This is a genomic window from Mitsuaria sp. GD03876, assembly GCF_029840635.1.
Classification (GTDB): domain Bacteria; phylum Pseudomonadota; class Gammaproteobacteria; order Burkholderiales; family Burkholderiaceae_C; genus Roseateles.
In genome coordinates, this window is record NZ_JAOCCU010000003.1 from 1 (window position 1) to 26,523 (window position 26,523).

General features: G+C 72.1%; 21 protein-coding genes. 5 read left to right on the top strand and 16 right to left on the bottom strand.

Going from position 1 to position 26,523, the window contains the following annotated elements; genetic code table 11:
- Window positions 1-68 precede the first annotated feature (68 nt).
- From N5D62_RS02730 to N5D62_RS02780, 11 genes are all read right to left on the bottom strand, one after another.
- Window positions 69-1,112 (bottom strand): acyltransferase, encoded by a 1,044-nt coding sequence (locus N5D62_RS02730; RefSeq protein WP_279755942.1) that lies wholly within the window; start codon window positions 1,110-1,112, stop codon window positions 69-71.
- Window positions 1,109-2,617, bottom strand: coding sequence for an O-antigen ligase family protein (locus N5D62_RS02735; RefSeq protein WP_279755943.1), 1,509 nt, complete (start codon window positions 2,615-2,617; stop codon window positions 1,109-1,111). Before N5D62_RS02735 ends, N5D62_RS02730 begins: the two co-directional genes overlap by 4 nt.
- Window positions 2,618-2,758: 141 nt before the next feature.
- Window positions 2,759-3,508, bottom strand: coding sequence for an exosortase C-terminal domain/associated protein EpsI (locus tag N5D62_RS02740; RefSeq protein ID WP_279755944.1), 750 nt, complete (start codon window positions 3,506-3,508; stop codon window positions 2,759-2,761).
- Between the two features lie 14 nt (window positions 3,509-3,522).
- A complete protein-coding gene (gene xrtB / locus N5D62_RS02745) occupies window positions 3,523-4,440 on the bottom strand; it encodes an exosortase B (RefSeq protein ID WP_279756189.1) in 918 nt (305 codons plus the stop codon).
- 185 nt (window positions 4,441-4,625) lie between these two features.
- A complete protein-coding gene (locus N5D62_RS02750; protein ID WP_279755945.1) occupies window positions 4,626-5,495 on the bottom strand; it encodes a polysaccharide biosynthesis tyrosine autokinase in 870 nt (289 codons plus the stop codon).
- Window positions 5,496-5,533: 38 nt separating this feature from the next.
- Window positions 5,534-6,931: a chain length determinant protein EpsF gene (epsF, locus tag N5D62_RS02755; RefSeq protein ID WP_279755946.1), complete on the bottom strand. Its 1,398-nt coding sequence runs from the start codon at window positions 6,929-6,931 to the stop codon at window positions 5,534-5,536.
- A gap of 76 nt (window positions 6,932-7,007) precedes the next feature.
- Window positions 7,008-7,874: a polysaccharide export protein EpsE gene (gene epsE / locus N5D62_RS02760; protein ID WP_279755947.1), complete on the bottom strand. Its 867-nt coding sequence runs from the start codon at window positions 7,872-7,874 to the stop codon at window positions 7,008-7,010.
- Window positions 7,871-9,001: an EpsD family peptidyl-prolyl cis-trans isomerase gene (locus tag N5D62_RS02765; RefSeq protein ID WP_347881797.1), complete on the bottom strand. Its 1,131-nt coding sequence runs from the start codon at window positions 8,999-9,001 to the stop codon at window positions 7,871-7,873. The genes epsE and N5D62_RS02765 overlap by 4 nt, the downstream gene beginning before the upstream one ends.
- Before the next feature lie 225 nt (window positions 9,002-9,226).
- Window positions 9,227-11,137 (bottom strand): S8 family serine peptidase, encoded by a 1,911-nt coding sequence (locus N5D62_RS02770; protein ID WP_279755950.1) that lies wholly within the window; start codon window positions 11,135-11,137, stop codon window positions 9,227-9,229.
- Between the two features lie 14 nt (window positions 11,138-11,151).
- Window positions 11,152-11,865, bottom strand: a complete 714-nt coding sequence (locus tag N5D62_RS02775; RefSeq protein WP_279755951.1) for a DVUA0089 family protein — start codon at window positions 11,863-11,865, stop codon at window positions 11,152-11,154.
- A 225-nt stretch (window positions 11,866-12,090) separates the two neighbouring features.
- Window positions 12,091-13,176 carry an AraC family transcriptional regulator gene (locus tag N5D62_RS02780; protein ID WP_279755953.1) on the bottom strand — a complete coding sequence of 362 codons (1,086 nt, stop codon included), beginning with the start codon at window positions 13,174-13,176 and terminating at the stop codon, window positions 12,091-12,093.
- A 76-nt stretch (window positions 13,177-13,252) separates the two neighbouring features.
- On the opposite strand from N5D62_RS02780, the gene N5D62_RS02785 reads away from it, so the two are divergent.
- Both N5D62_RS02785 and N5D62_RS02790 read left to right on the top strand, forming a co-directional pair.
- Window positions 13,253-14,467, top strand: a complete 1,215-nt coding sequence (locus tag N5D62_RS02785) for an MFS transporter (protein WP_279755955.1) — start codon at window positions 13,253-13,255, stop codon at window positions 14,465-14,467.
- A 107-nt stretch (window positions 14,468-14,574) separates the two neighbouring features.
- Window positions 14,575-15,624, top strand: coding sequence for an NADP-dependent oxidoreductase (locus N5D62_RS02790; RefSeq protein WP_279755956.1), 1,050 nt, complete (start codon window positions 14,575-14,577; stop codon window positions 15,622-15,624).
- On the opposite strand, the gene N5D62_RS02795 is transcribed toward N5D62_RS02790, so the two are convergent.
- Entirely contained in the window at window positions 15,611-16,777 is a 1,167-nt protein-coding gene (locus tag N5D62_RS02795) for an AraC family transcriptional regulator (protein WP_279755957.1), read from the bottom strand. The genes N5D62_RS02790 and N5D62_RS02795 overlap by 14 nt on opposite strands.
- Window positions 16,778-16,983: 206 nt before the next feature.
- Between N5D62_RS02795 and N5D62_RS02800 the strand changes: the two genes are divergently transcribed.
- Window positions 16,984-17,523: a carboxymuconolactone decarboxylase family protein gene (locus tag N5D62_RS02800; RefSeq protein WP_279755959.1), complete on the top strand. Its 540-nt coding sequence runs from the start codon at window positions 16,984-16,986 to the stop codon at window positions 17,521-17,523.
- A gap of 135 nt (window positions 17,524-17,658) precedes the next feature.
- On the opposite strand, the gene N5D62_RS02805 is transcribed toward N5D62_RS02800, so the two are convergent.
- From N5D62_RS02805 to N5D62_RS02820, 4 genes are all read right to left on the bottom strand, one after another.
- Window positions 17,659-19,215, bottom strand: a complete 1,557-nt coding sequence (locus N5D62_RS02805; protein WP_279755960.1) for a methyl-accepting chemotaxis protein — start codon at window positions 19,213-19,215, stop codon at window positions 17,659-17,661.
- Between the two features lie 291 nt (window positions 19,216-19,506).
- Window positions 19,507-21,501: a diguanylate cyclase gene (locus N5D62_RS02810; protein ID WP_279755962.1), complete on the bottom strand. Its 1,995-nt coding sequence runs from the start codon at window positions 21,499-21,501 to the stop codon at window positions 19,507-19,509.
- A 34-nt stretch (window positions 21,502-21,535) separates the two neighbouring features.
- Window positions 21,536-21,949: a response regulator transcription factor gene (locus N5D62_RS02815; protein ID WP_279755963.1), complete on the bottom strand. Its 414-nt coding sequence runs from the start codon at window positions 21,947-21,949 to the stop codon at window positions 21,536-21,538.
- 94 nt (window positions 21,950-22,043) lie between these two features.
- Complete coding sequence (locus tag N5D62_RS02820; protein ID WP_279755964.1) at window positions 22,044-23,252, bottom strand: C4-dicarboxylate ABC transporter; 1,209 nt, start codon at window positions 23,250-23,252, stop codon at window positions 22,044-22,046.
- A gap of 100 nt (window positions 23,253-23,352) precedes the next feature.
- Between N5D62_RS02820 and N5D62_RS02825 the strand changes: the two genes are divergently transcribed.
- On the top strand, window positions 23,353-24,261 hold the full coding sequence (locus tag N5D62_RS02825) for a LysR family transcriptional regulator (RefSeq protein ID WP_279755965.1): 909 nt from the start codon (window positions 23,353-23,355) through the stop codon (window positions 24,259-24,261).
- Window positions 24,262-24,365: 104 nt separating this feature from the next.
- Window positions 24,366-26,459, top strand: a complete 2,094-nt coding sequence (locus N5D62_RS02830) for a CocE/NonD family hydrolase (RefSeq protein ID WP_279755966.1) — start codon at window positions 24,366-24,368, stop codon at window positions 26,457-26,459.
- Window positions 26,460-26,523 lie beyond the last annotated feature (64 nt).

Genomic DNA, 26,523 nt, shown 5'->3' on the forward strand with positions numbered 1-26,523 from the left:
GGCCGGCGCGGCCCGGGGCCGGAACGGGGGTTCGCGAGCGGATGGGGACGGGTGATGACAGCTTCACTTCATACCTCCTTCAGCCGCCGGCCGCGCCCTGCCCCGATGCGCTTGGCCAGCTCGTTGAAGCGCCGTTCCACTTGAAACGTGGAGACGTGCGCGATGCCGAAGACCACCAGCAACAACAGCGGTCGTTTGAGGTACTTGGTCCAGAGATCACCGCTGCCCAGCCAGGTGGCCGCCAGGGGCAGATGCCACACATAAAGGGCATAGGAAACAGAGGCGATATAGGCAAATGCGGATCCGCCCAGCCAGCGCGACAACCGGTGCCCCGGCTGCATCAGCAAGGCCCCGACGAAGGCCGCCGCGGCGTAGGGCCGCAGGAAGCTCAGCGGGTAGACGCTGTGGCTGGAGACCAGGCTGCAGGCCAGCAGCGCCGCCAGCGCCAGCCAGATCGCGCCCGGGCGGCCCAGCACCGCGCGCGCCGTGACCACGTGGCGCGACTGCAGCAGCAGCGCCAGGCAGGCGCCGGCCAGCAGGTCGTCGGCGCGGAACCAGGTGACGCTGCCGGTGGTCGACAGGTTCACCACGCGCAGCACGGTCACCGCCAGCAGCAGCGCCGGGAACAGCCACCAGATCGCGCGCACCCGCAGCCACAGCAGGATCGCGCCCAGCAGGTAGAACTGGACCTCCACGCACAGGCTCCAGAAGTGGTCGATCGGCCAGACCAGCTTCTGCGGCGGCAGGTTGGCGTAGAACAGCAGGTAGCTGGCCGCCGTCTCCACGTCCACCGGCATGAACCACCACACCACCGCCAGGCAGATCCAGGCGGCCGGCACCACGCGCAGCAGCCGCCGCGCGACGAAGTTGGCCACCGGCGGCTGCTTGAGCAGCTGCTGCGTGATCAGGAAGCCGGACAGGATGAAGAACAGCGCCATCCCGAACATGCCCAGCGAGTCGTTGAGCGCGTGCTGGCCCAGGCGCAGCGGGAACAGGTGGGTCCACAGCACGGCCAGGATGCTGACGGCGCGCACGCCGTCCAGCACCGGCTGGCGCCCGCCTTCGGGGTGACCGGCGCCGCCCGGGGCGGGGTTCGCGGCGTCGTGGCTCATCGCAGGCGCCCTCCGGTCAGGCGCGGGACCCGGGCCGGCGTGGCCGGCAGGGCCGGCGACAGCGGCTCGGTCGGCGGGAAGTCGGTGTTGGGCGGCGGCCGGTACTTGCTCGGCCGGATGCCCCAGGGGCGTGCCTTGCGGCGGTCGCCGGCGCCCGCGATGCGGCAGGCCAGCGCGCAGATCGCGCCCATCGTCAGCCAGAAGTACCAGTTGTAGATCAGGTAGGCCAGCATGTTGTCCGACAGGGACACCATGAAGTTGGCCCCCAGCAGCGACAGGCCCATCAGCGCCAGCAGCGGCCGCGCGCGCCACAGCGTCGCGATCATCCGGCCGGTGCGCCAGTACACCCAGCAGAACGCCAGCAGGCCCAGCGCGCCGAGCTCGAAGAACACCTGCACCGCCGCGCTGTGCGCGCCCCAGTTGACCCGGCCGGCCATCGAGAAGAAGGTCGGCGAGAGCTCCTGGAAGGACTCCGCGCCGTAGCCGGTCAGGTAGCGCGACGGCGCCATCCAGGCCAGCGCGTCCTCCCACAGCAGCTTGCGCCAGGCGAAGGAGTTGAGCTTGGCGTACTGCACCACCTCGTTGCCCTGGGTGATGCCCATGACGCGGTCGCGGACCTCGGGGATCAGCATGGACAGCATGCCGCCGATGACCAGGTAGACGAGGTAGCGGCGCTCGCGCAGCGCGCCGTAGACGGCGAACAGGAACAGCACCGAGATCCAGGCGCTGCGCGTCTTGGTCGCGAACAGCAGCCCCACCAGCAGCAGCATGTAGCCGATCACGCCGACGAGGGTGACGGGCTGGCGGCCGATCTGGCCGCTCTTCCAGCGGTAAAGGAGGACACCCAGGCACAGCACGAGGTAGAACGCCAGGATGTTGGCGTGGGGGAAGGGCCCGCCATAGCGGCCGGCTCCGGATTCAAGGCCGTCCACGATACCGGCCGTGCGGCCCAGTCCGATGTAAACCAGGGTAACCAGTGCGACAGGGACCGACGACCAGGTGACCAACTTGAGCAGCTTGTTCAGATCCGCTTCCGACATCACCAGGTAGAAGCTCACCAGGAACAGCGCCACCACCGACAGCTGGCCCAGGTACAGGCGGATCGCCTGCACCTTCTCCGGCGAATAGACGATGCCCGCGGCCTGCATCGCGATGAAGGGCAGCCAGATCATCCAGGCCGCGCGCGGCACCCGCTTGGGATCGCGCGCGATGATCAGCCCCGCCAGCAGGATCACCAGCGCGTTGAGCAGGCCGCCCAGGCCGCCGATGGCCGCCAGCCGCGTCTCCTCGAAGACCGGGTTGGCGCCCGCGCGCACCAGCAGCACCACCATCAGGAAGGCTTCGCGGCTGTAGAAGAACAGGAAGGCCGTCAGCAGCAGCAGCGGCAGCACCGCCAGCATCACCGGCTTGTCCGGCGCCATCGTGCTGACCATCACCGTCAGGTAGCCGATCGCGACGGCGCCCGCGGCCAGGCCCGTCAGCCCGGTCCACGTCGTGCCGTCCATGCCCGCGCGCCATCCGCGCCAGGCCGACATCAATCCTCTGAACACACGCGCCACGCCGTCCTCACCTCTCGCCGGCCGGCGGCGCCATCGCCGCCGCCGTCGTCATCATCATCGTCATCGCCGCCATCGCCGCCGTCGCCCTCAGCGCACCAGCATCGCGCGCGCCGGCGCCGGCGCCGCGGCCACCAGTTCCGCCAGGAACGACGCCATCAGCGCCTGCGAGCGCGCCTCGTCGCCCGGCTGCGGCAGCCGCTGCGACGCGCGCACCAGCATGCCGTCGGGGATGCGGCCGCGGAAGCCCTCGTTCAGGATGTACCAGCGCGCGGCCATGCCGTCGCCGCCGTACATCTCGCCGATGCGGATCCAGTAGCGCACCGCCTCGTAGCCGCCGCCGCGCGACTCGGCCAGGATCTCGGTCGTGGGCACCGGCGCGGCGCGGCCGGCGGTGCCGATCGGCGGCGCGTCCGAGAGCTTGCGCACCGCGTAGCCCTGCGCCGGGTAGCAGACCTCGGGCCGGTGCACCTTCACGTCCTGGCGCTGGCGCTCGCCCCAGGCCAGCGCCAGCATGATCTGCTCGCCCTTGCTGTTGGCGTAGGTGCGCATCACCGTCTGGTCGTAGGGCTGCTCCTGCACCGTCTCCACGCCCTGCGACACGTCGACCTGCGGCGTGGCGTCCTGCACCACGCGCCAGTCGCCGAAGGCCTTGGGCACCGTCGCGTCCAGGCTGGGCGCGCCCTGCATCGCCTGCAGCCGCGGCGTGGCCAGCCAGGCCGCGGCGGCGGCGGCCAGCATCAGCGCGACGCCGGCCACGCACACGCCCAGCGGCAGCCGCGGCAGGCGGTTCACCGGCACGGCCGGCGGGACCGGGGCGGCATGGGTGTTGGGGTTCATCGCGGGTCCTTCCTTCACGCGGCGCGGCCGCGCAGCCGCTGCCAGCGCAGCGACAGCTGGCGCAGCAGCCCGTCGACGACGACGATCAGCATCAGCGCCGTCAGGAACAGCACCATGCCGGAGAACTCGTGCATGAAGCCCTGCCCCACCTCGTCGCCCAGGTGGTAGGTCAGCAGCGCCAGGATCAGGATCCGCACCACGTTGGAGCAATACGAGATCGGCACGATCAGGACCGCCAGCGTGATGTTGCGGAACACCGATTCATGGCGCACCACGTTCATGTAGAGCAGGCCCAGCGCCTCGAGCGTGAACAGCGAGTTCAGGCCCGCGCAGGCGTCCGCGACCATCAGCTGGTAGGACCCGATCTGCAGGATCACGCCGGCGCGCGCGACCGGATAGCCCAGCGCGTACATCAGGTGCTCCGCGCCCCAGGACGCGGCGATCTTCATCGGCTGCGTGATCAGGTCGACGATCGACGCCGGCAGCGGCACCGCGAACAGCAGCAGGAAGAACGCGAACCAGTAGCGCCGGGCCAGCGCCGGACCGAACAGCACCAGGGCGAGGCCGAGCAGCACCGGCAGCAGCGAGCCCATCTCCAGGATCGCCAGCGACTGCGAGCGGCCCAGCACGTAGGCGGCCAGGCCGGCGAGCAGCACCGTCCAGCCGAGCACCGGCGCGGGCCGGCGTTCGAAGGTCTCGCCCTGCCCGGCCAGGCGGCGGGTCTGGAAGTAGAAGTACCAGGCCGACAGCGCCAGCACGATCGGGCCATGCGAGTTGCGGTCGCCGCGCCACGGGCCGTGCATGAAGTCGACGATGGTGGGCCCGTACAGCGCCACGAGGCCCGCCGCGAGCACCAGCAGCGCGACGCGGTTGGCGGCCCAGAACCCCGGTCCGAGGCGGCCGGGCGACTGGGCGAAGAGATTGCGCGACATCACTTTCACTGCGATCCCTGCTTGGACATCAACAAGAACGCAGCCTTCACGCTCCGCAATCGGGAGTCGAAGGCCGTGCGAGACGGTGTGCGATGCAAGGCGCGAAGCACAGCGATGCCGGCGGCATCGCGCGCATTCGCAACGCCGCAGCGCGCACCGTATCGCGCGGCAGGCGGCTCCCGATTTCAGTACTGGTTCATCACGGTGCCGATCAGCGTCGTGCTGACGCCGTCGAGACTGTCGGTCAGTTCCTGCAGCGCGACGACGCGCGACTGGTTCTGGCGGGCCAGCACCAGCGCCGCGCCGCAGCGCGCGGCGACGATCGCCGCGTCCGCGCCGTACTGCCCGGCCGAGGTGTCCACGATCACGTGGTCGAACTTGCCGGCCAGCTCCCGCATCAGCATGCCGAACGCGGGCCGCTCCAGCAACTCCACCGGGTTGGGCGGCACCGCCCCGACCGGCAGGACGAACAGGCTGTTCATGCCCTCCACCTGCTGGATCACCCGCGGCTCGCTGCGCCCCGACAGGATCGAGGACAGGCCGGCCTGGTTGTTGACGTCGAAGATCTCGTGCTGGCGCGGACGGCGCAGGTCCGCGTCCACCAGCAGCGTGCGCCCGCCCAGTTGCGCCAGCGTGACGGCCAGGTTGGCGGTGAAGTAACTCTTTCCGTCCAGCGTGTCGGGGCTGATGATCGCCAGCGCGCGGCGCGCCTCGCCCTCGCGGTACAGCCGCATCATGATCTGGCTGCGGATCGCGCGGAACACCTCCGCCTGCGACGAGAACGGCGTGTTCAGCGCCACCAGCTCGGGGCTGCGCGCCTTGCGCTCGCTCGGCGCGTACGGGTAGTGGAACTGCTTGGACAGCGCCTCCAGCACGTCCTCGGCGTTGGCGTAGCCCAGCGCCACGGCGGCCTCGCCGAAGCGGATGCCGCGCTCGCGCTGGTACTGCAGCACGCGCTCGACCTGGTCGGCGCTGAGGTTGCGGGTCTCGGCGATGATCGCGCCGATCGAGCGGTCGTGCACGCCGCCGCCGGGAGGTTTGTTGGGTGCGTCCACGGGCTTGCTGGTGAGGAGGGGTTCCTTGAGATCGGACATCACGCGGCCCCCCGGCTCTGCGTCGCGTGTCCCAGCAGCCGGCGCTCGGCCGACGGCAGCGCGTTCGATGCCCGCTTGCCCGGCGCGGGCAGCACGCCCAGCATCGGCAGCGGCAGCACCGCCATCACGTCGTCGGCGTCGCGGACCTTGCGGTCGCGCAGTTCCAGCAGCAGCGCGATGCCGATCGCCAGGATCAGCCCCGCCACGAAGGCCAGCGCGGTGTTGAGCCCGACGCGCGGCGACGCCGGCGCGCGCGGCGGCGTCGCCTCCGTCAGCACGTTGACGTTGCTCTGCGTGGTCTGGCTCTCCAGGCTGGTCTGGTTCAACCGCGTGGTGATGTTCTCGTAGGCGCGCTGCGCGCTCTCGACCTCGCGCATCAGGCCGCTGGCCTCGTCGCGGGCCAGCTTCAGCTTGGCGACCTTCTCGCGCTGCGCGTCGAGCTGGGCGCGGGTCTCGGACTCGCGCTGCTTGTTGATGTTGTTGGTCGCGGCGACCGCGCCGGTCACGCGCGAGATCTCGGCCCGCAGCTTGGCGCGGGTGTCGGCGACGGAGGCCTTGGCCTCGACCACCTGCGGGTGGTTGTCGCCGTAGCGGGTGCTGAGCTGCTGCAGCTGCGCCTCGGCGCGGCTGACGTCGGCCTTGAGCTGCGACACCACCGGGTTGGTCAGCACGTCGGGCAGCGTGTCCGCGCCGCGCGCGGCCTGGCCCTGGCGGCTGCCGGACTCGGAGGACAGCGCCTGGATGCCCACCAGCTGCGAGGACAGCTCCGACAGGCGCGAGCTCTCGATGTCCATGCGCTCGTCGCTGGCCAGGATGCCGTGCTCGCGCTCATAGGCGGAGAGCTTGGCGCGGGCGCTCTCGAGCTTCTCCAGCGCGGTCTTGGCCTGCGTGTCGAAGTAGCCGGCGTACTGGCGCGCGGGCTCCACGCGCAGGTCCAGCGTCGTGGCCAGGTAGGCCTTGACGAAGGCGTTGGCCATCGTCGCGGCGACCTGCGGCGACGGCGACTTGTAGGTCACCGTCAGCACGTTGCTTTCCTTGGACGGCTTGACGTCCATGTTGCCGCGCAGGCCGTCGGCGACCCACTGCTCCATCGTGCCCTCGAGCTGCGCCTCCTGCCACTGCTGGCGCAGCTCGGGCAGCTCGGTCAGGCGCAGGTCGCGCACCACGCGCAGCGCGACGCGGTCGCTGGCGATCACGTCGACCTGCGTGTTCATGTAGGCCGGCGAGGCCAGGCCCGGGTAGATCAGCGCCGAGACCGGATCGGGCTTGGCGTCGACGACGACCGAGGCCATCGCGACGTAGCGCTTGGGCAGCGCCAGGCTCACGCCCAGCGCCGTCAGCGTGGTCAGCACGACCACGAGCAGCACGAGCGACCAGCGCGCGCGAATGATGGACATCAACTTGCTGGGCGTCACCATGCACTCCTTCGCCGGGCCCGCGACCCGGCACTGCGAAAGATCGGGGAACGGGTCGTCAGAACAGGCTCTCGCGGACGTAGATCACGTCGCCGTCCTTGAGCGACTCGTCCATCGCGGGCTTGAGCTCCTGCACCTTGCCGGCCGTGTCCTTGCGGTGGACGCGGATGCCGCGGTCGGTGCCGCGCAGCGTCAGCCCGCCGCCGGCGGCCAGGCCCTGCAGCAGCGTCATGCCGCGCTCCAGCCGGATCTGGCCGGGCTTCTGCACCTCGCCGTAGATGTAGACCATCGGGTAGCGGTCGACCCACAGCACGTCGCCGTTCTGCACGATCACGTCCTGCTCGCGGCCGCTCTGGCCGAACAGCGTGGGCAGGTCGATCTCCATGCGGAACGGCTTGCCGCCGCGCGCGCCGGTCAGCACCAGCGTGTCGCCGCCGGCCGCGGACACGCCGCGGGCATTGGCCAGCAGGTCGGTCAGCCGCGTGTCGGCGACCTCCAGCGGATAACGGCCGGGCTGGTTGACCTGGCCCAGCACGCTGGCCTGGTTGCCGGTGACCTTCACCACGAGGATGGTCACCTGCGGCTGCTTGACGAAGTTGCCCTTGCGCAGGCCGTCGGCGATCTTGGCCTCGGCGTCGCTGACGGTCAGGCCGCCGATGCGCACCAGGCCCAGCAGCGGGAAGCTGATCGTGCCGGCCTCGGACACGCGCGTTTCCAGCGTCATGTCCGGGTTCTGGAACACGGAGATCTTGAGCGCGTCGCCCGATCCGAGGCGGTACTCCGCGGCGCCGCCGCTGGACAGGCCGACCGGCGCGGGCGACGTGGCCGGACGCTGGGCGGTCTGCGCGAGCGCGCTGGTGGCGATCACCGCGGCCAGCAGGGCCGGCGCGATGGCGAGGATCGGGAGGTGACGCGTGTGCTTCATTTGATGCCGAGGCCCTTTGAGAGTGCGCTGTTGTCCACCGGGCCGCTGGCGCCGGCGGGGCTGTCGGACGCGGCCGGCGAAAGCGCCGGGGCCGCGTTGGGGGTCGATGCGGGCGCGGAGGCCGCCATCTCGGCGAACTTGCCGACGTATTCGATCTTGGCGTTGTCGCGCATGGACTTGATGTCCTTGGCGACGAGCTCGGCGCGGCGCTGGTTCAGCAGGAAGGCCTCGATCGAGGGCCGGGCCTGCGCCTCGGTGGCGGGCTGGCGCTGCGAGCCGGCCAGGAACAGCACGGTGATGCCGTTGGCGTGGCCGTTCATGATGAACTGGCCGTCCTTGAGCCGCGCGATGGCGTCCAGGTTGTTGAGCGGGATCTGCTCGGCCGAGCGCACGATCTGCGAGCCGACGAACTTGAAGTTGTCGGCCTTGAGCGACTCGACGAATTCGGGAAGGGTCTTGGCCGCCTGCAGCTTGGCGCGGATCGCCTCGAACTGGTCGGGCTTGGCCTCGATGTTGAGTTCCTGCAAGTTGTAGATGCGACGCTCGGCAAAAAGTGCCGGTTTGTCGGCGTAGTACTGCTTGATTTCCTGGTCCGTCGGCTTGGCCGCCGTCTCGCCGAGGTGGTCAGCATAGGCCCGGGCGATGATCTCGCGCTTGGCGGTTTCGATCTGTTGCACCACCCGCGGATCGCGGTCGAGCTTGAGGTCCTGCGCCTTCTGCACCGCGAGTTCCTGGTCGATCAGCCGCTCCAGGATCTGGCGCGAGGCGGCGTCCACCTGCTCGGGCTTGAGGTTGGCCTGGCGCTGCAGCACGAAGTTGATCTGGTGGACGGTGATCTCTTCCTTGTTCACCTTGGCCGCGGTCTGCGAGGCCTTGGCGCCGCTGCCGCCGCCACAGGCGGCGAGCATCGTTGCGGCAAGAACGGCGGTGACGATCGCGACGGCAGCGCCAGTGCGCCGTGCTGGTTTCCCGTAGACCCGAGTCCTCTTCAGATGCATGGTGTCGACCTTGGTTGTTGTGTCTGTCCGGCGGCCCGTCGAGGGGCCGCCACGCCTTCGCGCGAGCGGCGAGTGTAGCCCTGCACCATGACGGAACAGCCCCGTTCCACAGGGTCTGGCGCCCTCCATCCCGGGTTCGCAGGGGTCTTAGCAAGAATGGGTCCCGGCCCCCTGTCCATCGGGCTTTCCAGCCCCCGCGAACAAGGGGGAGAACGGGCGTAAAGCGCGCTGGCGCACCGATGTGCAACCGCTTGAAAACAGCCGTAAACGACAAGGCCGCCGACCTTGCGGACGGCGGCCTTTGGAGACCGGCTCGGAACGCCGGATCAGGCGCCCGGGATCACGATCGCGGGATCAGGGCAGCTTGTTCAGCGCGTTGACCGCGTCGATCAGGCCGAAGCCGTCGTAGACGCTCCAGGTCTTGACCGCGGCGCCGCCCGAGAACGGGATCACGCGCGCCGCCGGCGTCGACTGCAGCAGCGTCTTGACCTGCTTCGGGGTGAGCGTGCCGGGGCCGCCCGCCTTGTGCAGCATCAGCGCCGCGACGGCGGCCGCGTGCGGCGCGGCCGCGCTGGTGCCGAAGAAGTTGTTGAAGCCGTCGCCCTCGAAATCCGAGTTCTTGTAGAAGAAGGTCGTGTTGCCGCCGTCGGGCGCGGCCATGTCGGGCTTCTTGCGGGTCTCGGGCACGGGCAGGCGGTTGCCGACGGCGTCGAACGCGATCGTCACCGGGCCGGGGCTGGAGAAGCTCTCGAACGCGGGGATGAACGGGCTCTGCTGCGTGGCCGGGAACGTGTAGCGGTAGGCGGCGACGCTGTTGGCGCCGGCCGCGGCGCTGTGGCCGAAGGTCGTCGGGCTGTTGCGGACCTGGAACGGCGCGCCGCCCCAGCCCTTGAGGCTGACCATGCGCACGCGGGTGGCCTGGTTGGTGCCCGCGCTGGTGCGGCCGACCATGATCCGGTAGGTGCCGCTGGCGCCGCCGGACAGGTTGACGTTCTCCATGCCGTAGTCGGCGTTGATGTTGTTGGTCCCGTACGAGAAGACGCAGCTGCCGGCCGAGTTGATCAGGTAGAAGTTCAGGTCGGTCGTGACCTTGCCCTGATAGAAGGGGTCGTCCCACTGCATCAGCAGCTGCGAGCCCGCCGTGTTGTAGGTCACCGAAGGCGCGAAGTTGCCGCCGCCGAAGTCCAGGAAACCGCCCGCCACGTTGGCCTTGGTGCTGCCGGTGGCCGGCGTGCCGGCGCAGGTGGACAGCGACGCCAGGTTGATGTTGCCCAGGTTGGTCGGCGTGGTGGAGAAGGTCGCGAACGGCACGTCGATCGAGCCGCCGCCGCCGGCCGAGCCCTGGTTGCCGGCGGACGAGAAGTACGACACCGGACGGCCCGCCAGCGTGGTGCTGGTGACCACGTCGTTGACCGCCTGCGCGACCTGGCCGTCGGAGAAGAACGGCTCGTCGAAGTAGAAGACGTCGTCGACGATCACGTCGGCGCGGCAGGCCGGGTCGGTGCGCAGCCGGCGGATGTTGGCGGCGAAGGCGGCCTCGCCCAGGAAGGCGCTGGCGAAGCACAGGTCGGCCGCGGGGGCCACGTCCTGCACGATCTGCATCATCGCCCGGCCCTCGTCGGTGTTGCTCGCGCCGGGGGTGTTGTCGATGACGAACTTGGGCGGCCGCAGGTCGCCGGTGGCGATGTCGTTGGCGGCGCGCACCGTGGTGAAGGACAGCGGCGACTGGTCGTAGGAATCCGACAGCACGCCCACGGTGATGCCCGCGCCGGTCCAGCCGGCGGCGTTGGCGACGTTGCTGCGCATCAGCGGCGCGCCCTGCGAGGTCACGGCGCCGACGTTGCGCTGCGGACGGCGCGTCAGCTTCATCAGGTGCAGGCCGTTGACGCCGGACAGCGAGGACAGCGCGGTGGTCGGCACGTAGGCCGAGATCGCGCCGGCGCCGAAGGCGGCGTTCACGCCGGTGATGGCGGCGCCGGCGGCGGTCAGCGAGGCCTGCACGTCGGCCAGCGACGCGCCGGGCTCGAGGTAGATGTCCACGAGCAGGCGGCCCTGGTCATCGGACATGCCGTCCACCTGCGCCTGGATCGCGTCGACCTCGACGGCCAGGCTGCGGAACTGGCGGCGGGCCTGCTGGTCGACGATGTCGGACAGCGCGGTGTCGAGCTTGGCGTGCTGCGCCTGGGCGGCGCCACAGGCGGCCAGCGCGACGAGCGCGGCCAGGACGCGCAGGCGGGGGGCGTGCTTGCGATGGGAAATCGTCATGGGGGTCGTCCTCCTCAAGCCTTGTCGTTGTGGGCGGTCGCGGCCTTGCGGCGGCGGATCAGGCCGGCGGTGCCGAGCGCCAGGCCGGCCAGCAGCAGGCTGCCGGGCTCGGGCACGCCGGAGGCGGCCGGGGCGGCGCTCAGCGCGCCGGTCAGCACCAGCTCGTAGTCGCCGGACTCGCTGGTCACGCTCTGCCAGCCGGTCAGCGCGCCCGCGCCGGGGTTGGCGGCGACGTTGCCGGCCTGGCCCAGCAGGGACGGGAAGATCGCCGAGCCGCCGGACACCGGCGTGTAGCTGGCGCCGGTGATGGCCAGGTAGTACAGGCCGCTGACGGTGGGGATGAAGTTGCTCAGCGTGGACTGCGAGCCGCCGGCGTTGCCGTCGTCGTCGTTGCCGATCAGGCCCTTGCCGGCGGCGTCGAACAGGTACAGGACCGTGTCGAAGAAGTTGTACGGGAAGGCCGACGCGGTGGTCGTGGCCGAGAACGCGGTGCCCGCGGTCAGGTAGATGGCGAACATGTCGGCGTCGGCGCCGCCGTCCAGCGTGCCGCGGATCGCGCCCACGGCGGTGGACGGACCGGCCAGCGCGATCGCGGTGGCGATCGACTCGCCGGCGTCGTTGCCGCCTTCGGCATAGACCGCGTCGGCCTGCGCGGACGTGGCCGCGCCCAGGGCCAGGGCCGCGATCGGCAGCCAGGTGTGCTTGAAGCGCTTGACTCGGGTGAACATCGGAACTCCCTTCTGAGGTGTGAGGCACCGCGCGCGGGGTCTGCGCGGCGGGTGCGGTCCTGAACGGCGGACGCCGTTGCACAACCCGTGCCAACGTTCACGGAAATGCGATCCCGCGCGGAGGGAATCCCGATGCCATCGATGTTCCCGTCCGCCACCCCGGGGAGCCCCCGATCCGGGGGACACCCCCCGCAACGCGGGGGTGTAAAGCCGGCCGACTCCGGGTTAGCCCGCAGGGCGGGCGGCGGAACGCCGCAGCGCGCCGGGCGGCTGGCCGACGATGCGCTTGAACGCGCGGCTGAACGAGGCTTCCGAGTCGTAGCCCAGACGGTCCGCCGCGACGGCCACCCGCATGCCCTCCTGGGCGATCCAGCGGCGGGCCTGGAATATCTTGACCTTGGCGACGTATTTGGCGGGGCTCTCGCCGACAGTGCGGGAGAAGGCCTCGGCGAAACGCGAGCGCGACGCGCCCATCAGCCCGGCGAGTTCCGGCACGGACCAGTCGCGCTCCGGCTCGGCGTGGATCGCGGCGATCACCTTGCCGATGCTGGGGCACTGCACCGCGGCGATCCAGCCGCTGGCGTCGTTGCAGGCGCATTCCACCCAGGCGCGGATGATGCTGGCGGCCAGCACGTCGGCCATGCGGGCCAGGATGCCGCAGGCGCCGATGCGGTCCAGCGCGACCTCGCGCTCCATCGCCTCGAGCAGCGCGGGCACGGTGGGGTCGCGGCGCGACAGGTCGTTGGCGCGCATCGCGTCCGGCATCATCGCCAGCAGCGGATGCAGCGGGTCCAGGTTGAAGCGCATCGCGCCGCAGAACATCACGTCCAGCGGCTCGCCCGGGGCGGGCTCCTCCGACGGCGCAAGGCCTGACCCCGTGCCCGCCAGCATCGACGGATCGCGCGGCGGTTCGGGCCGCGCGATCGTGCGGGCGTCGGGGCCGACCAGGTAGATGTTGTCCGCCACCGGCCGGCGCGCCAGCGAATCGATGTCCACCGCCGGCAGGTCCGGCGCGCTGGCCAGCACGTGCAGGCTGCCGCGCGGCAGCAGCACCGCGTCGCCGGCGTCCAGCCGCACCCAGTCCGCGCTGGGCGTGCGCAGCCAGCAATGGCCGCGGGCGACGAAGTGGAAGCGCGCCTCGGCCCGGGCCGGGAAGGCCACCGCCCAGGGCGCGCGCATCAGGCAGCGGCCGTACTCGACGCCTTCGAGCCGCAGGCCCAGCAGGATCTGGGTCAGCAGGTCGGCGGGTTTCAGGGGCGTCGCGGGCAGCGGCGGCGCGATCGGATCACGGCTGGAGGAATGGTCAAGCATTTCGGCTGTTCCGGCATGGAAACGCCTGGATGCTATCCATAAGCTGATCCCCATTGCCATTACCCCTGCATTCACCGTGTCTTCCACCCGCATCGACTCCCTCGACACCCCGCCGGCGCCCGCCACGCCCGCGGGTTCCCCGGCCGACGCGCCGCATTGGGCCGCCATCGCCTCGCTGACGCTGGGCGTCTTCGGCCTGGTGACGGCCGAGTTCCTGCCGGCCAGCCTGCTGACGGCGATGGCGGCCGACCTCGACATCACCGCCGGCGCGGCCGGCCAGACCGTCACGGCGACGGCGCTGGTCGGCGCGGTGGCGGCGCCGTCCATCCCGCTGCTGACGCGGCGCTTCGACCGGCGCATCGTCATGGTCGCGCTGACCTTGCTGCTGGTGCTGTCCAACGCGATGGCGGTGACCGCGTCCAGCCTGGGCGTGCTGCTGGCGGCGCGGGTGATCCTGGGCGTGGCGCTGGGCGGCTTCTGGTCGATGGCGGCGGCGCTGGCGATGCGGCTGGTGCCGGAGCGCCTGTTCGCGCGGGCGATGTCGGTGATCCTGGCCGGGGTCTCGGTGGCGACCGTCTGCGCGGCGCCGATCGGCGCGTGGATGGGTGAGCTCTGGGGCTGGCGCAGCGCCTTCGTCGCGGCCGGCGCCCTGAGCCTGGTGACGCTGACGGCGCAGCTGCTGACGCTGCCCAAGCTCCCGCCCAAGGACCATCCCGACCTGCGCGTGCTGGGCGAGCTGCTGACGCGGCCCGGCGTGCGGGTGGCGCTGCTGGCGGTGCTGCTGGTCATCTCGGGCCACTTCGCCGGCTTTACCTACATCCGGCCGCTGATGGAGAACGTCACCCACCTGCCGGTGTCGGCGATCTCGGCGATCCTGCTGGGTTACGGCGTCGGGGGCTTCTTCGGCAACCTGGCCGGCGGCTTCATCGCCGAGCGCAGCGAGCGGCACGCGATCGTCGCCGGCGGCTCGCTGATCGTCGTGCTGGCGGCCAGCCTGCTGATGGCGGGGTCGTCGACCTGGGTCACGGCGGTCGCGGTGGTGCTGTGGGGCTTCGCCTTCGGCGCCTTCCCGGTCGGATTCCAGACCTGGATCGTGCGCGCGGCGCCGGACCACGCCGAGGGCGCGGGCGGCCTGCTGGTGGCGGCCTTCCAGATCGCCATCGCCAGCGGCGCCATCGGCGGCGGCATGCTGGTCGACCACATCGGCGCGCTGGGCGGCCCGACCTTCGCGGCCGCGGCCATCACGCTGGGCACGCTGCTGACGCTGCGCCACGGGCCGCGCACCGCGTGAGCGGCGCCGCTCGACACCGCTCGATCGACATCGTCTGAACGGATGCGCCAGCGAGACACCGCCCCATCGCATCGCTTGCAAGTCGACAGTCGCAAGGAGGACCTGACATGACCACGACGACCCCGCTCAACCGCCGCATCGTGCTGGCCTCGCGCCCCGCGGGACGCCCGACCGCCGCGGACTTCCGCCTCGAGACCGCGCCGGTGCCGGTCCCCGCCGACGGCCAGGTGCTGCTGCGCACGCTGTTCCTGTCGCTGGACCCGTACATGCGCAACCTGATGGAGGAAGTCGGCCCCGGCTACGCGCCGCCGATCCCGGTCGGCGACGTGCTGGTGGGCGGCACCGTCAGCCGCGTCGAGACCTCGCGGCACCCGGACTTCCGGGCCGGCGACCTGGTGCTGTCCTACGCCGGCTGGCAGGACTACGCGCTGTCCGACGGCGCCGACCTGCTGCCGCTGGGCGACATGACGCGGCCGTCGCTGGCGCTGGGCGCCGCGGGCATGCCGGGCTTCACCGCGCAGGTGGGGCTGATGGAGATCAGCCAGCCGAAGGCCGGCGAGACGGTCGTCGTCGCCGCGGCGACCGGCGCGGTCGGCGCGATGGTGGGCCAGTTGGCCCGGCGCGCGGGCGCTCGGGTCGTGGGCATCGCCGGCGGCGCGGACAAGGCACGGCACCTGGTCGAGACGCTGGGCTTCGACGCGGCGGTGGACCGGCGCGATCCGCGCTTCGCCGAGTTGCTGCGCGAGGCGGCGCCCGACGGCATCGACGTCTACTTCGAGAGCGTGGGCGGCGAGGTGCTGGACGCGGTGCTGCCGCTGCTCAACGTCGGCGCGCGCATCCCCGTGTGCGGCTTTATCGCGCACTACAACGACGCGGGCACGCCGGGCGTGCCGTCGCTCGACCGCCTGCCCACGCTGCTGGCGGCGGTGCTGCAGAAGCGGATCCGGATGGAGGGCTTCATCGTGCTGGACCACTACGGCGAGGGCCTGTCGCGCTTCGGCGCGTTCCAGCGCGAGATGGGCGAGGCGATCGCCGCCGGCGAGATCCAGGCGTTGGAGCACGTGATCGACGGCCTCGAACAGGCGCCGCAAGGGCTGATCGACCTGCTGGACGGCCGCCACCTGGGCAAGGCGGTCGTGGCGGTCAGCGCGCCCTGACGCGGCCCAGCTGTTGCCTGACCGGCAGCGCGGGGACGGCCTCGCCGCCGTCGTCTGCGTTGCGGTCACCAGCGCCTCGGTCGCCATGGCCATCGTTGCCATCGCGCCAGGCGGCCGGCGTCACGCCGGTCTCGCGCTTGAACGCGCGTTGGAACGCCGCTTCCGAGGCGTAGCCGACGGCCTCGCCGATCGCCGCGACCGACGCGCGGCCGGCGCGCAAACGGCGGGCGGCCTCGGTCATGCGGACCTGGACGAGGAACTCGGCCGGCGAGACACCGGCCGCGGCCTGGAAGGCGCGGATCAGCGACGAGCGCGACAGCATGGCGCGTTCGGCCATGCCGTCCAGGGTCCAGTCGGCGGCGAGGTCGCCCAGCACGTCGACCACCAGCGCGGCCAGCCTCGGATGCGCGCTGAGGGCGAGCACGCCGGGCGTGGCTTCGACGCGTTCAGCCGCGCCCTGGGTCTCCGGACCCCGGGTCGCTGCGTCCCGGGCCGCCACGCCCCGGCTCGCCGCGTCCCGCGTCGCCGCGCGCAGCGCGACGGCGAACAGCGCGCCCGAGAGGTGCCGCAGCAGCGCGGCACCGCCGTCGTCGGGGGCATCGCTCTCCTCGCGCATCAGCGCGAGCAGGCGGGCCAGCCGCGACTCCGGTTCGGCCGAGCGCACCAGCAGCGCCGGCGGCAGCAGCGCGCGCAGGAGCCGCGCGGACGCGGCCGGCACGATGAAGCGGCCGCACAACAAGGCGCCCTCGCCGGGACGCAGCAGGCTGGCGGGATCGCGGTCGCGCAGCTGATGCGCGCCGCCGGCGGGCAGCATCAGCACGTCGCCGGCGCGCATCGGCGCGGCGCGCAGGCCGTCGGCGTCGACGAGGGCCTCGCCGTCGAGCAGCACGTGGAAGGGGATGTGGTGGCCGGGCGTGGCGGCCTGGTCGAGCGCCCATCCGGCGCCGAGCTCGCAACGGATGTCCAGCCGGCCGTCGACGTCGACCAGCGCGAGCAGCCGGTCGAGCAGCCCGATGCCGGAGACCGCGCCCAGGGCACCGGCGCGGCCTTCCCGGCTTTCCCGGCTTTCCCGGCTTTCCCGGCTTTCCCGGCCTGCCGCGTCACCCGCCTCGCGCGCGCCGCCCGCGTCGGGTCCGCCGCCCGCGCGATCCACTCGACCCGCGCGCTTCGTCTCCGCCGTGAGGCCCGCGCGTTTCGCGCCCTGCTCCGCCATCGATCCGCTCCCCGTTGACACGAACGGGCATTAGACAGGCTCGCCCGGGCATGGGCGCCGGAGGGGCCGATTCCTACAGTGAAGTCACTGCGATCCGCAGCGCCCTTCCCTCCGGAACGGCCCCCTCCACTTCGAAAGGAAACGCCATGTCCCGCCTCCCCGCTCCCGCCCTGGCCGACGCGCCCGAAGCCGCGCTGCCGCTGTTCGACGCCATCCGCAAGGCGGCCGGCAAGCTCCCCAATGCCTACGCGCTGATCGGCAGCCTGAGCCCGGCCGCGTTGAAGCTCGCGCTGGAGGGCGATGCCGCCCTGTCGCGCGGCGCGCTGTCGCGGGCCGACATCGAGGCGATCCGCGTCGCCGTCAGCGCGAGCAACGGTTGCGACTACTGCGTGGCCGCGCACACGGCGATCGGCAAGATGGTCGGCCTGAAGGCGGATGAGCTGCGCCAGCTGCGCGAAGGCGGCGCCGGCGCCGAGGACGCCAAGCGCCAGGCGCTGGTCGACTTCGCGCGGCACCTGGTCTCGACCACCGGCACGGTCGCGGCCGAGCGCGTGCAGGCGGTGCTGGCCGCGGGCTGGACCTCGACGCAAGTCGTCGAGGCGATGCTGGCGATCTCGCTGATCGGATTCACCAACCTCGTGAACCGCGTCAACGACACGCCGATCGATTTCCCGATCCCCGCCTGAGCCTCCGCGCCCGAACCCGCCGACGCGCGTGCGTGCCACGACGCCAGCGCGGACGCGCACGAGGGCACGCGCGGCGACCAAGAGAAAGGGCCGCCCCCTCGGGCGGCCCTTCGCGTCGATCGGACGCTCGCGGCGTCAGGCGAGCCGGAACTTCGCCACCGCCTCCACCAGCGCCTGCGCCTGCTGGCGCAGGCTCTCGGCGGCGGCGGCCGACTCCTCGACGAGCGCGGCGTTCTGCTGCGTCACCTGGTCCATCTGGCTCACCGCCTCGCCGACCTGGTGCACGCCTTGCGACTGCTCGCGCGTCGCGCTGCTGATCTCGCCGACGACATCGGTCACGCGGCCGATCGCCGCGACGATCTCGTCCATCGTGGTCCCGGCCTGCTCGACCAGGCCGGCGCCGCGCTCGACGCGCTCGACGCTGGCGGTGATCAGCGTCTTGATCTCCTTGGCCGCCTCGGCGCTGCGCTGCGCCAGCGCGCGGACCTCGGACGCCACCACCGCGAAGCCCTTGCCGTGCTCGCCGGCGCGGGCGGCTTCCACTGCCGCGTTCAAGGCCAGGATGTTGGTCTGGAAGGCGATGCCGTCGATCGTGCCGATGATGTCGGCGATGCGCCGGCTGCTCTCGTCGATGCCGTGCATCGTGTCCACGAACTGCGCCACCACCGTGCCGCCGCGCTGCGCCACCTCGCTGGCCGAGCGCGCCAGCCGGTCCGCCTGCTGCGCGTTCTCGGAGGTCTGGTGCACCGTCTCGCCCAGCTCGGTCATCGTCGCCGCCGTCTGCTCCAGCGCGCTGGCCTGCTCCTCGGTGCGCTGGCTCAGGTCGCCGTTGCCGATCGCTATCTGCGCGCTGGCGCTGGCCACCGACTCGCTGCCCTGGCGCACGCCGCCGACCACCTGCCGCAGGCTGAGCTGCATCGCGTGCAGCGCCGCGATCAGGCTGCGCTCGTCGCCGGGGCGCACGCGGATGTCGCCGGTCAGGTCGCCCGCGGCCACCTGGCGCACCAGCCGCGCCGCCTCTGCCGGATCGCCGCCGAGCTGGCGGCGCACGTGGCGCGTCAGCAGCCAGGCCAGCGCCACGGCCAGCGCCACCGACGCGAGCGTCAGCGACAGGCTCCAGCGGTGCCCCGCCACGTAGCCCTCGGCCGCGGCCAGCCGCGACAACTCGCTGCCGGCGGCGTTGTACTCGGCGTTGCGCTCGATCGCCTTGACCCAGGTGTTGAAGCTGTTGCGCGACTCGGCGCGGAAGAACGCGCGCGCCTGGCCGTCGGCGGCGTCGTCGCGCGACAGGCGCAGCAGCTTCTCCTGCGTCGAGAAGTAGTGGTCGCGCGCGGCCACCACCTCGGCGTACAGCCGGCGCTCCTCGTCGTTGGTGATGAAGGGCTGGTAGGCCTGCTCGGCCGCGGCCAGCTCCTTGCGGGCGTGCTCGATCGCGCGCTCGATCTGGCTCATCTCCTGCTGGTCCTCGGACAGCAGGTGATCGGGCTCCATGCGCCGGATCTGGTTGGCCTTCACGCGGATCGCCGCCATGCTCTGGATGCTGGGCATCCAGTCCTCCGCGATCTCGGTGGTGCTGTCGTGGACACGGCTCATCTGCAGCAGTCCCATGCCGCCGACCAGCGCGCACAGGACCACCAGCAGGATGAAGGACACGGTCAGTTGGGTGGACAAACGCCAGGTGCCGATGTTCATTTGATCTCTCTCCCTTGGACGGATCTTTTGATGACATCCCCCGGCCGGACGCGGGCTAGCCGCCTCCGCGCGGGGGTGCTCCCCAGGTCATCGGCCGATGGTGCGCCGGAGTTGAGCGCGGCGCTACGGCAGTCGCCCACCCGCCGCCGCCCGCTGTCGCCCGTTGCGGGGACTGGCTCCCGGCGCGCCGCAGCAAGCGCAGCAGCCCGGAGGGCGCCGCGCCGGCGGCCGCGGCGTGGCAGGCCCGCAACGGCGGACGCGCCGTCGACGCCGGACGCCGGCCCGTTCGGCTCATGCGGCCACCGCCCATTCGGAATGCGCGTGGCCGACGATCTGGATCTGGCCCTTGCCCCCGCGCTTGACCGCGTACATCGCGGCATCGGCCGCGTGCAGCAGGTCGCGGCAGTTGTCGCCGCCGCCGCCGATCACCGCGCCGGCGCTGGCGCCGACCGAGACCCGTTCGCCGCTGTCCAGCGTGATGCGGCGCTGGATCGAGAACAGGCAGCGCTGCATCGTCTGCTCGACGTCCTCGGGCCGGGCGACGCCCGACAGCAGGATCGCGAACTCATCGCCGCCCAGGCGCGCCACCACGTCGTTGCTGCGCACCAGGTCCTGGAGCCGGTGCGCGACCTCGGTCAGCACCTCGTCGCCGGCCTCGTGGCCGTGCTGGTCGTTGATCGGCTTGAAGCCGTCCAGGTCCAGGTAGCAGACCGCGAAGCCGCGGCCGGTGCGGCGGGCGTCGTTGATCGCGTCGCCGACCTTCTCCTCGAACAGGCGGCGGTTGGGGAGGTTGGTCAGCGCGTCGCGCAGGGCCAGGTGCTGGGCCTTCTCCTCGCTGCGCTTGAGGCCGTCGATGTCGACCAGCATCCACATCGATTCGGTGTCGGACAGCACGGTGCCGTGCAGGTCGACCCAGAACTCGCCGCCGTCCTTGCGGCGCATGCGCAGCTGGGTGTGGAAGCGGCCGCCCGAACGGATCGTGGCGCTGCCGGCGTCGCGGACGCGGGCATGCTCCTGCGGGCTGAGGAACAGCGTGTCCTCGGGCTTGCCGACCAGCTCGCCGGGGTTGTAGCCGAACATGCGTTCCAGCGCCGGGTTGCCCCAGACGGCCAGGCCGTCGCGCAGCCGGACCATGCCGATCAGGTCGTTCTGCAGCATCGCGTCCTGCTCGCGGGCGAGTTGCTGCAGCGCGTCCTTGGAGCGGCGTTCCGCGCGATGGATGCGGTGGATCAGCGCCGAGGCGGCGGCCACGGCCAGCGCCACCAGCGCCGCCAGCAGCGACTGCTGCACGACCTGCGTGCGCCAGCCGGCTAGGAAGTAGTCGCTGCTCATGCCGGTGAACAGCGTCATCGCGTAGCCCGGCACCTTGCGGTAGGCGGTGATGCGCTCGACGCGGTCGATCGCGGTGGGCGTGATGTAGACGCCGCGTTCCGGGTTCTGCGCCAGCGAACGCGTCGCCTGGTCCGACAGCTGCTTGGTGCCGAAGCCCTTGGTGGAGCTGGGTTCGCTGGCGGAGTAGCGCGCCACCAGGTTCATCGCGTCCGAGCGCAGCGAGACCGCGCCCGACGGGCCCAGCGCGACGCCGCTGAAGCGGTCGACGAAGTGCTGCGCGGTGACGACGGCGTAGACGATGCCGTCGAACTTGCCGTCGTGGTCGATCAGGCGGCGGGCCAGGATGACGCACCAGTGGCCTTGCGCGCGGCTGTTCAGCGGCTCGGAGATGACCATCGTGTCGGTCAGGCGGGCGTTGGCGAAGTAGGCGCGATCGCCGATGTTGAAGGGGCGCTCGCCGGGCATCAGGCCGGTGACGACGGTGCCGTTGACGTCGGCGATGCGCAGCGCGACGACCTGCGGCAGCAGGCCGCGCTGTTCCTCGAGCAGGTGGCCGACCATCGCCGCCTGATCGGGTGACTGGCGGGCGCTGCGGTAGCGCAGCGCGATCGTCGCCAGCGCGTTGTCGGTGTTGCGCAGCTCGGCGCCGACCTCGACGGCGATGTTCTGGGCCAGGTTCTCGACGACGTCGCGGGCGCGGTCGGTCTCGGTCGAGCGGTGGTTCCACAGGCTCAGCGCGGTCATCGCCACCAGCGCGCCCACCATCATGAGGTTGCCGAGCACCAGCCACGATGCCATCGGGCCGCGCGGGGACGCGGTCCGGGCGGGGCGGGACACGGCCTGCCGGCGCGCCAGGGTCCCCGCGCCGGACAGGCGAGGCAGCCGGGCCCAGGCGGGCCACTTCGGCAGTCGGGGCAGTCTGGGCAGTCGGGGCAGCGTCATCGCGAGCTTCATGGCGGGGTCCTCCTGGTCGTTCCGGTCGTGCGGCTCAGCCGTGGACGACGGCGCGCGCGCCGGCGTTCAGGCCATGGCCGGTCCGGTCGTGGGCGCACAGCGCGTGCAGGTCGGTGAGCAGGCGTTCGAAGTCGAAGGCCTTGTCGTAGAAGGCGTCGGCGCCGCGGCGGCGGCACAGGCCGGCGTAGGTCTCGCTGTCCTCGGCGCTGAGCACGAAGACCCGGCCCGCGTAGCGCCGGCCCCGCAGGCGCGACAGCACCGACAGGCCGGTGCCCTGCGCCAGGCGCAGGTCCAGCAGCACGACGTCGGGCGTGGTCGCCAGGACGGCGTCCACGGCCTCGTCCTCGCCGGACGCCTGCGCCACGACGGTGATCCCGTCGAGTTTCTCGGCCCGGCGCACCAGCAGCTGGCGGACGGGGAGGTTGTCTTCGATGACTGCGACTTTCATGGCTGCCATGGTCCGCTTCCGGGACCGGGCACGCCATCAAGCGGACGCCCCTCGCGATGAACGCCGGATGCGGGAGCCCGTGTAGTCGCTTGACCTACAGCGCGGCCGGGGCGGCCGATCCCGACAGCGCGGCGGCGGCGCGGCGTGACGTCGTGCACGGACGCGCAGCCTGGGCGGCGCGCGCGGCCAGGTCGGCCAGCGTGCGGCCGAGCACCAGCGCCCACAGCCCCAGCAGCGCGGCGCCCAGCGTCGCGCCGATCCAGGCGAACGCGCCGAAGCCGGTCGCCCGCGCCAGCTGCAGCGTCGCCAGCGTGTAGACACCCAGCGGGAAGGTGAAGCCCCACCAGCCGAGGTTGAAGGGCAGCCCGTCGCGCCAGCCGGCCGACAGGTAATGGCGGGTGAACATCAGCGCGCAGGCCAGCCACCACAGGCCCGCGCCCCAGAGCAGCAGCGCGCCGACCAGCCCCAGGTCCCGCGCCGCGGCCGTCGCGGCGGCCAGGCCGGTGCCGGTGCCGGCGAAGGCGTGGGCCGCGGCCTCGCCCAGCGTCAGCAGGCCCAGCGCGCCGGTGCCGATCGGGCCCAGCGTCAGCCAGCTGGTCACGCCGAGCTCGCGCGCCGGCAGCTTGTGCAGGATCAGCCGGATCAGCACCAGCGTCAGGATGGAGAAGGCCAGCGGCACGGACAGGCCCCACAGCACGTAGCCGGTGCCGGCGACCCACTGGGCGGTCTCGGCCGGCAGGTGCGGCGCCAGCACGGCGGCGCTGGCGGCGGCCACCTCGGGGGCGACCACCGGTAGCAGCAGCGCGGCGGTGACGCGGTCCAGGCGGTGGTCCTGCCGCGTGATCACCCAGTACGGCACCGCGACGGCGACCAGCACCGACAGCGCCGCGTCCGCGATCCACAGGCCGAGCGCCGCGTGGATCGCGGCGGGCGAGGAGGCGCCTTCGAAGATCACCAGGCCGTTGATCACCGGCACCAGGCCCATCGGGAGGGCGCCGAAGAACAGCGACTGCTGGGGGTGCGCCAGCAGCTCGCCGAGGGCGCGACGGTCGAGCGCCAGGCGGGCCAGCAGCAGGAGCAGGAAGAGCGCGAAGACGGCGGCGTCCAGCAGCCAGAGCGCGTGGGCCGCGCCGTGGGCGAGGCGCGCGGCGGTGCCGGTCAGCGGCAGCGACGCCAGGACCAGCGCGGCGACGCCGGTGCCCATCGTCAGGGCGAACCAGTTGGGGGTGAAGCCGTGGACCACGCGCAGCAGCAGGCTGGGCGCCGGGTCGGTAGCGGAGAGGGGAGACAGCGGGGATTCCATGGCCCGAACTCTAGAAAACGCATAACGATATGAAAAATACATATTTACGATCTAATCGATGCCTTTGAGGCATGCCAAGACCCTCTCCGCCTCCCTTCCCATGAACTTCACCCACCTGGCCGCGTTCCAAGCCGTCGTCGAAACCGGCAGCGTCACCGCCGCGGCCGAGCGGCTGCATGTCAGCCAGCCCGCGCTGACACGCGAGATCCGCGCGCTGGAGGAGCGCCTCGGCGTGCCGCTGTTCGACCGCCTGCCGCGCGGCATGCAGCCGACCGAGGCCGGTCGCCTGCTGGCGGGCTACGGCGCGCAGATCTTCAAGCTGGCCGAGGCGGCGGAGACCGCCGTGGCGGAGCTCGCCGGCCTGCGCCGCGGCCACCTGGCGATCGCGGCCAGCCGCACCACCGGTGCCTATGTGCTGCCGGCGATCCTGGACGAGTTCCGGCGCCGGCATCCGGAGGTCTCGCTGGCGCTGTCGGTGTCCAACACCGGCCAGGTGCAGGACGAGGTGCGGGCGCTGGAGGCGCAGCTCGGCCTGATCGAGGGCCCGCACGACGCCGAGGCCTTCGACGCGCTGCCGCTGGGCGAGGACGAGATCGTCGCCGTCGCCGGCGCGAAGCATGTGCTGGCGCAACGCCGCTCGCTGACGGCGGCCGAGGTCGGCGACGGCGAGCTGGTGATGCGCGAGCCCGGCTCCGGCACCCGCGAGGTCGTCGCCCGCGCCTACGCGTCGCTGGGCCTGACGCTGGCGCCCCAGCTGTCGATCGGCAGCCCGGACGCGATCAAGCGTCTGCTGCGGCTGGGCCACGCGGTGTCGTGGGTGTCGCGCCGCTCGGTGGCCGAGGAACTGGCGGCCGGCGTGCTGGTCGAGTTGCCGGTGCGGGACCTGCGCGTCGTGCGCGGGCTGACGATGATCTGGCACCGCGGTCATGCACCAAGTCCGAGCGCGCAGGCCTTCCGCGCGCTCGCGGCGGCGCTGGCGCGGCAAGCCGCATACCCGTCGGACTCCTGATTTCCCTCCATGCCGGGCGGGGCGCGGGCCGGCATAGTCGCCGGCTCATGCCTCACAGAGTCGCTCGAGCGACCACCCGACCCTCGGGCCGACGGAGACAAGACATGACCCTGGCCTCTCCTACCCCGCGCGATGCCGCGCGACGCCTTGGCGTGCGGCTCGCGCCGCTGGCCACCGCGGCCTCGCTGGCGGCGCTGGCCGCGACCGGCGCCGCCACCGCCGTGTTCGCGCAGACCACGACGCTGGGCACGCGCGGCACGCTGGCCGCGCCCAATCCCGCGGTCACCGCCAACACCGGCGCCTCCTGGCCCGCCGCCGCCTATGCCCGCGCGCCGGACCACCCGCGCGCGGTCACGCTGCCGCTGCAGTTCATCCGGCTGTCGTCGGGCAAGCAGCTCGCGGTGCTGGTGTCGATGCCGGCCGACCTCCTCGGCTTCCCCAAATCCGGGCGGTATCCGGTGGTGCTGACCCAGACGGCCTACCGGATCGACGTCGGCCAGTTCCTGGGCGTGTTCACGCCGGCTGGCGGCAACACGCTGCTGATCGGCGGGCTGGACCAGTACATGGTGCGGCGCGGCTACGTGACGGTGGCGATCGACGCGCACGGTACCGGCATGAGCGGCGGCGTGACGCAGCTGATCGGCGCCGAGGAGCAGCAGGCCTACCGCGAGGCCGTCGAATGGGTGACGCGCCAGCCGTTCTTCAACGGGCGCATCGGCGTGGCGGGGACCTCCTACCTGGGCATCAGCTCGCTGCTGACCGCGGGGCAGCAGCATCCGGCGGTGAAAGCGGCCTTCGCGCAGGTGCCCATGGGCGACGCGTTCCGCGGCGTGGCGGCCACCGGCGGGCTGTTCAACGCGCAGTTCCTGAGCACCTGGCTGCCGCTGACGCAGTCGCTCAGCGTGGCCAACGCGCCGGAGCTGCTGCTCAATCCCTGGTACGCGAGCCAGATCAACGCGGCGACCGCCGACCACGTGGCGGCGATCGACGCCTGGTACGCGCCGACCTTCGACGGCTTCGTCGGCGGCACGAGCGGCATCGCCACCGACGACGGCACGTTCTGGGCCTCGCGCTCGCCGATCGAGAGCGCGGGCCGGATCCGCGTGCCGACCTTCATCGTCGGGGCATCGCTGGACATCTTCCAGCGCGACCAGCCGCTGCTGTACGAGCAGCTCAAGCGCAACGTGCCGGCCAAGCTGGCGATCCTGCCGGGCGCGCACCTGCAGTCGGTGCAGGCGGGCATCGGCGGTTATGGCGGCGCGCCGTCGTACGGACCGCCGAGCACGACCTCGCTGCTGCTGCAGTGGTTCGACCGCTACCTGCAGGACCGCGCGACCGGGGCCGAGTCGCTGCCGACGGTGACGCAGTTCGTCGACGGCTACGGCAGCGGCGGCACGCCGCGTTTCGCGACGGCGAGCGACTGGCCGCATCCGCGCATGGCGCCGCAGCGCTGGTACCTGCAGCCCGACGGCAGCCTGGCGGCGCGGATCCCGGCGACGGCCGCGGGCGCGACGGTGATGGAGCCGCCGGCGCCGACGGCCACGCGCGGGACGGCGCTCGGATCGCTGTTCACCGCGAGCGTGCAGGTCCGCGACCACAGCGACTGCTCGGCCAGCCAGGTGCAGTGGACGCTGGGCCTGGCGGGGCTGCTGCCCAAGCCGTGTTACTCGGACAGCGCGCGGGTGGAGTCGCTGCAGGGCGCGTCGGTCTACGAGAGCGCGCCGATGGCGCAGGACCTCTACCTGAACGGGCCGATCCAGGCCGACCTGTGGATCACGGCGACGCGGCCGCAGGCGGCGCTGTCGGTGCGCGTCGACGACGTGGATCCGGCCACGGGGACGGTCAAGCCGCTGACGCACGGATTGATGTCGGCGGCGCACCGCGCGGTCGATCCGGCGCGGTCGCGCTTCGTCAACGGGACGATGATCCAGCCGTGGCATCCGTTCACCGCGGGCGCGGCGCTGCCGGTGGTGGCGGGCGAGCCGATGCTGGTGCCGGTGGAGGTCTTCCCGGTGGCGGCGCTGGTGCGCGCCGGGCATCGGCTGCGCATCGCGATCAGCGCGAGCAACCAGGCGCAGGGCATCTGGCCCGGGCCGCTGCAGGCGCAGGCGAACGGCAACGTCACGACGATCCTGGCCGGCCCGCTGCGGCCGTCGAGCATCGTGCTGCCGGTGGTGCCGGCGGGCGAGCTGAACTGAGCGCCGGGGCCGCCGTTGTCCATCGACAAGCGGCGGCCCGCGGGGCAGGCAACGCCTGACCCCG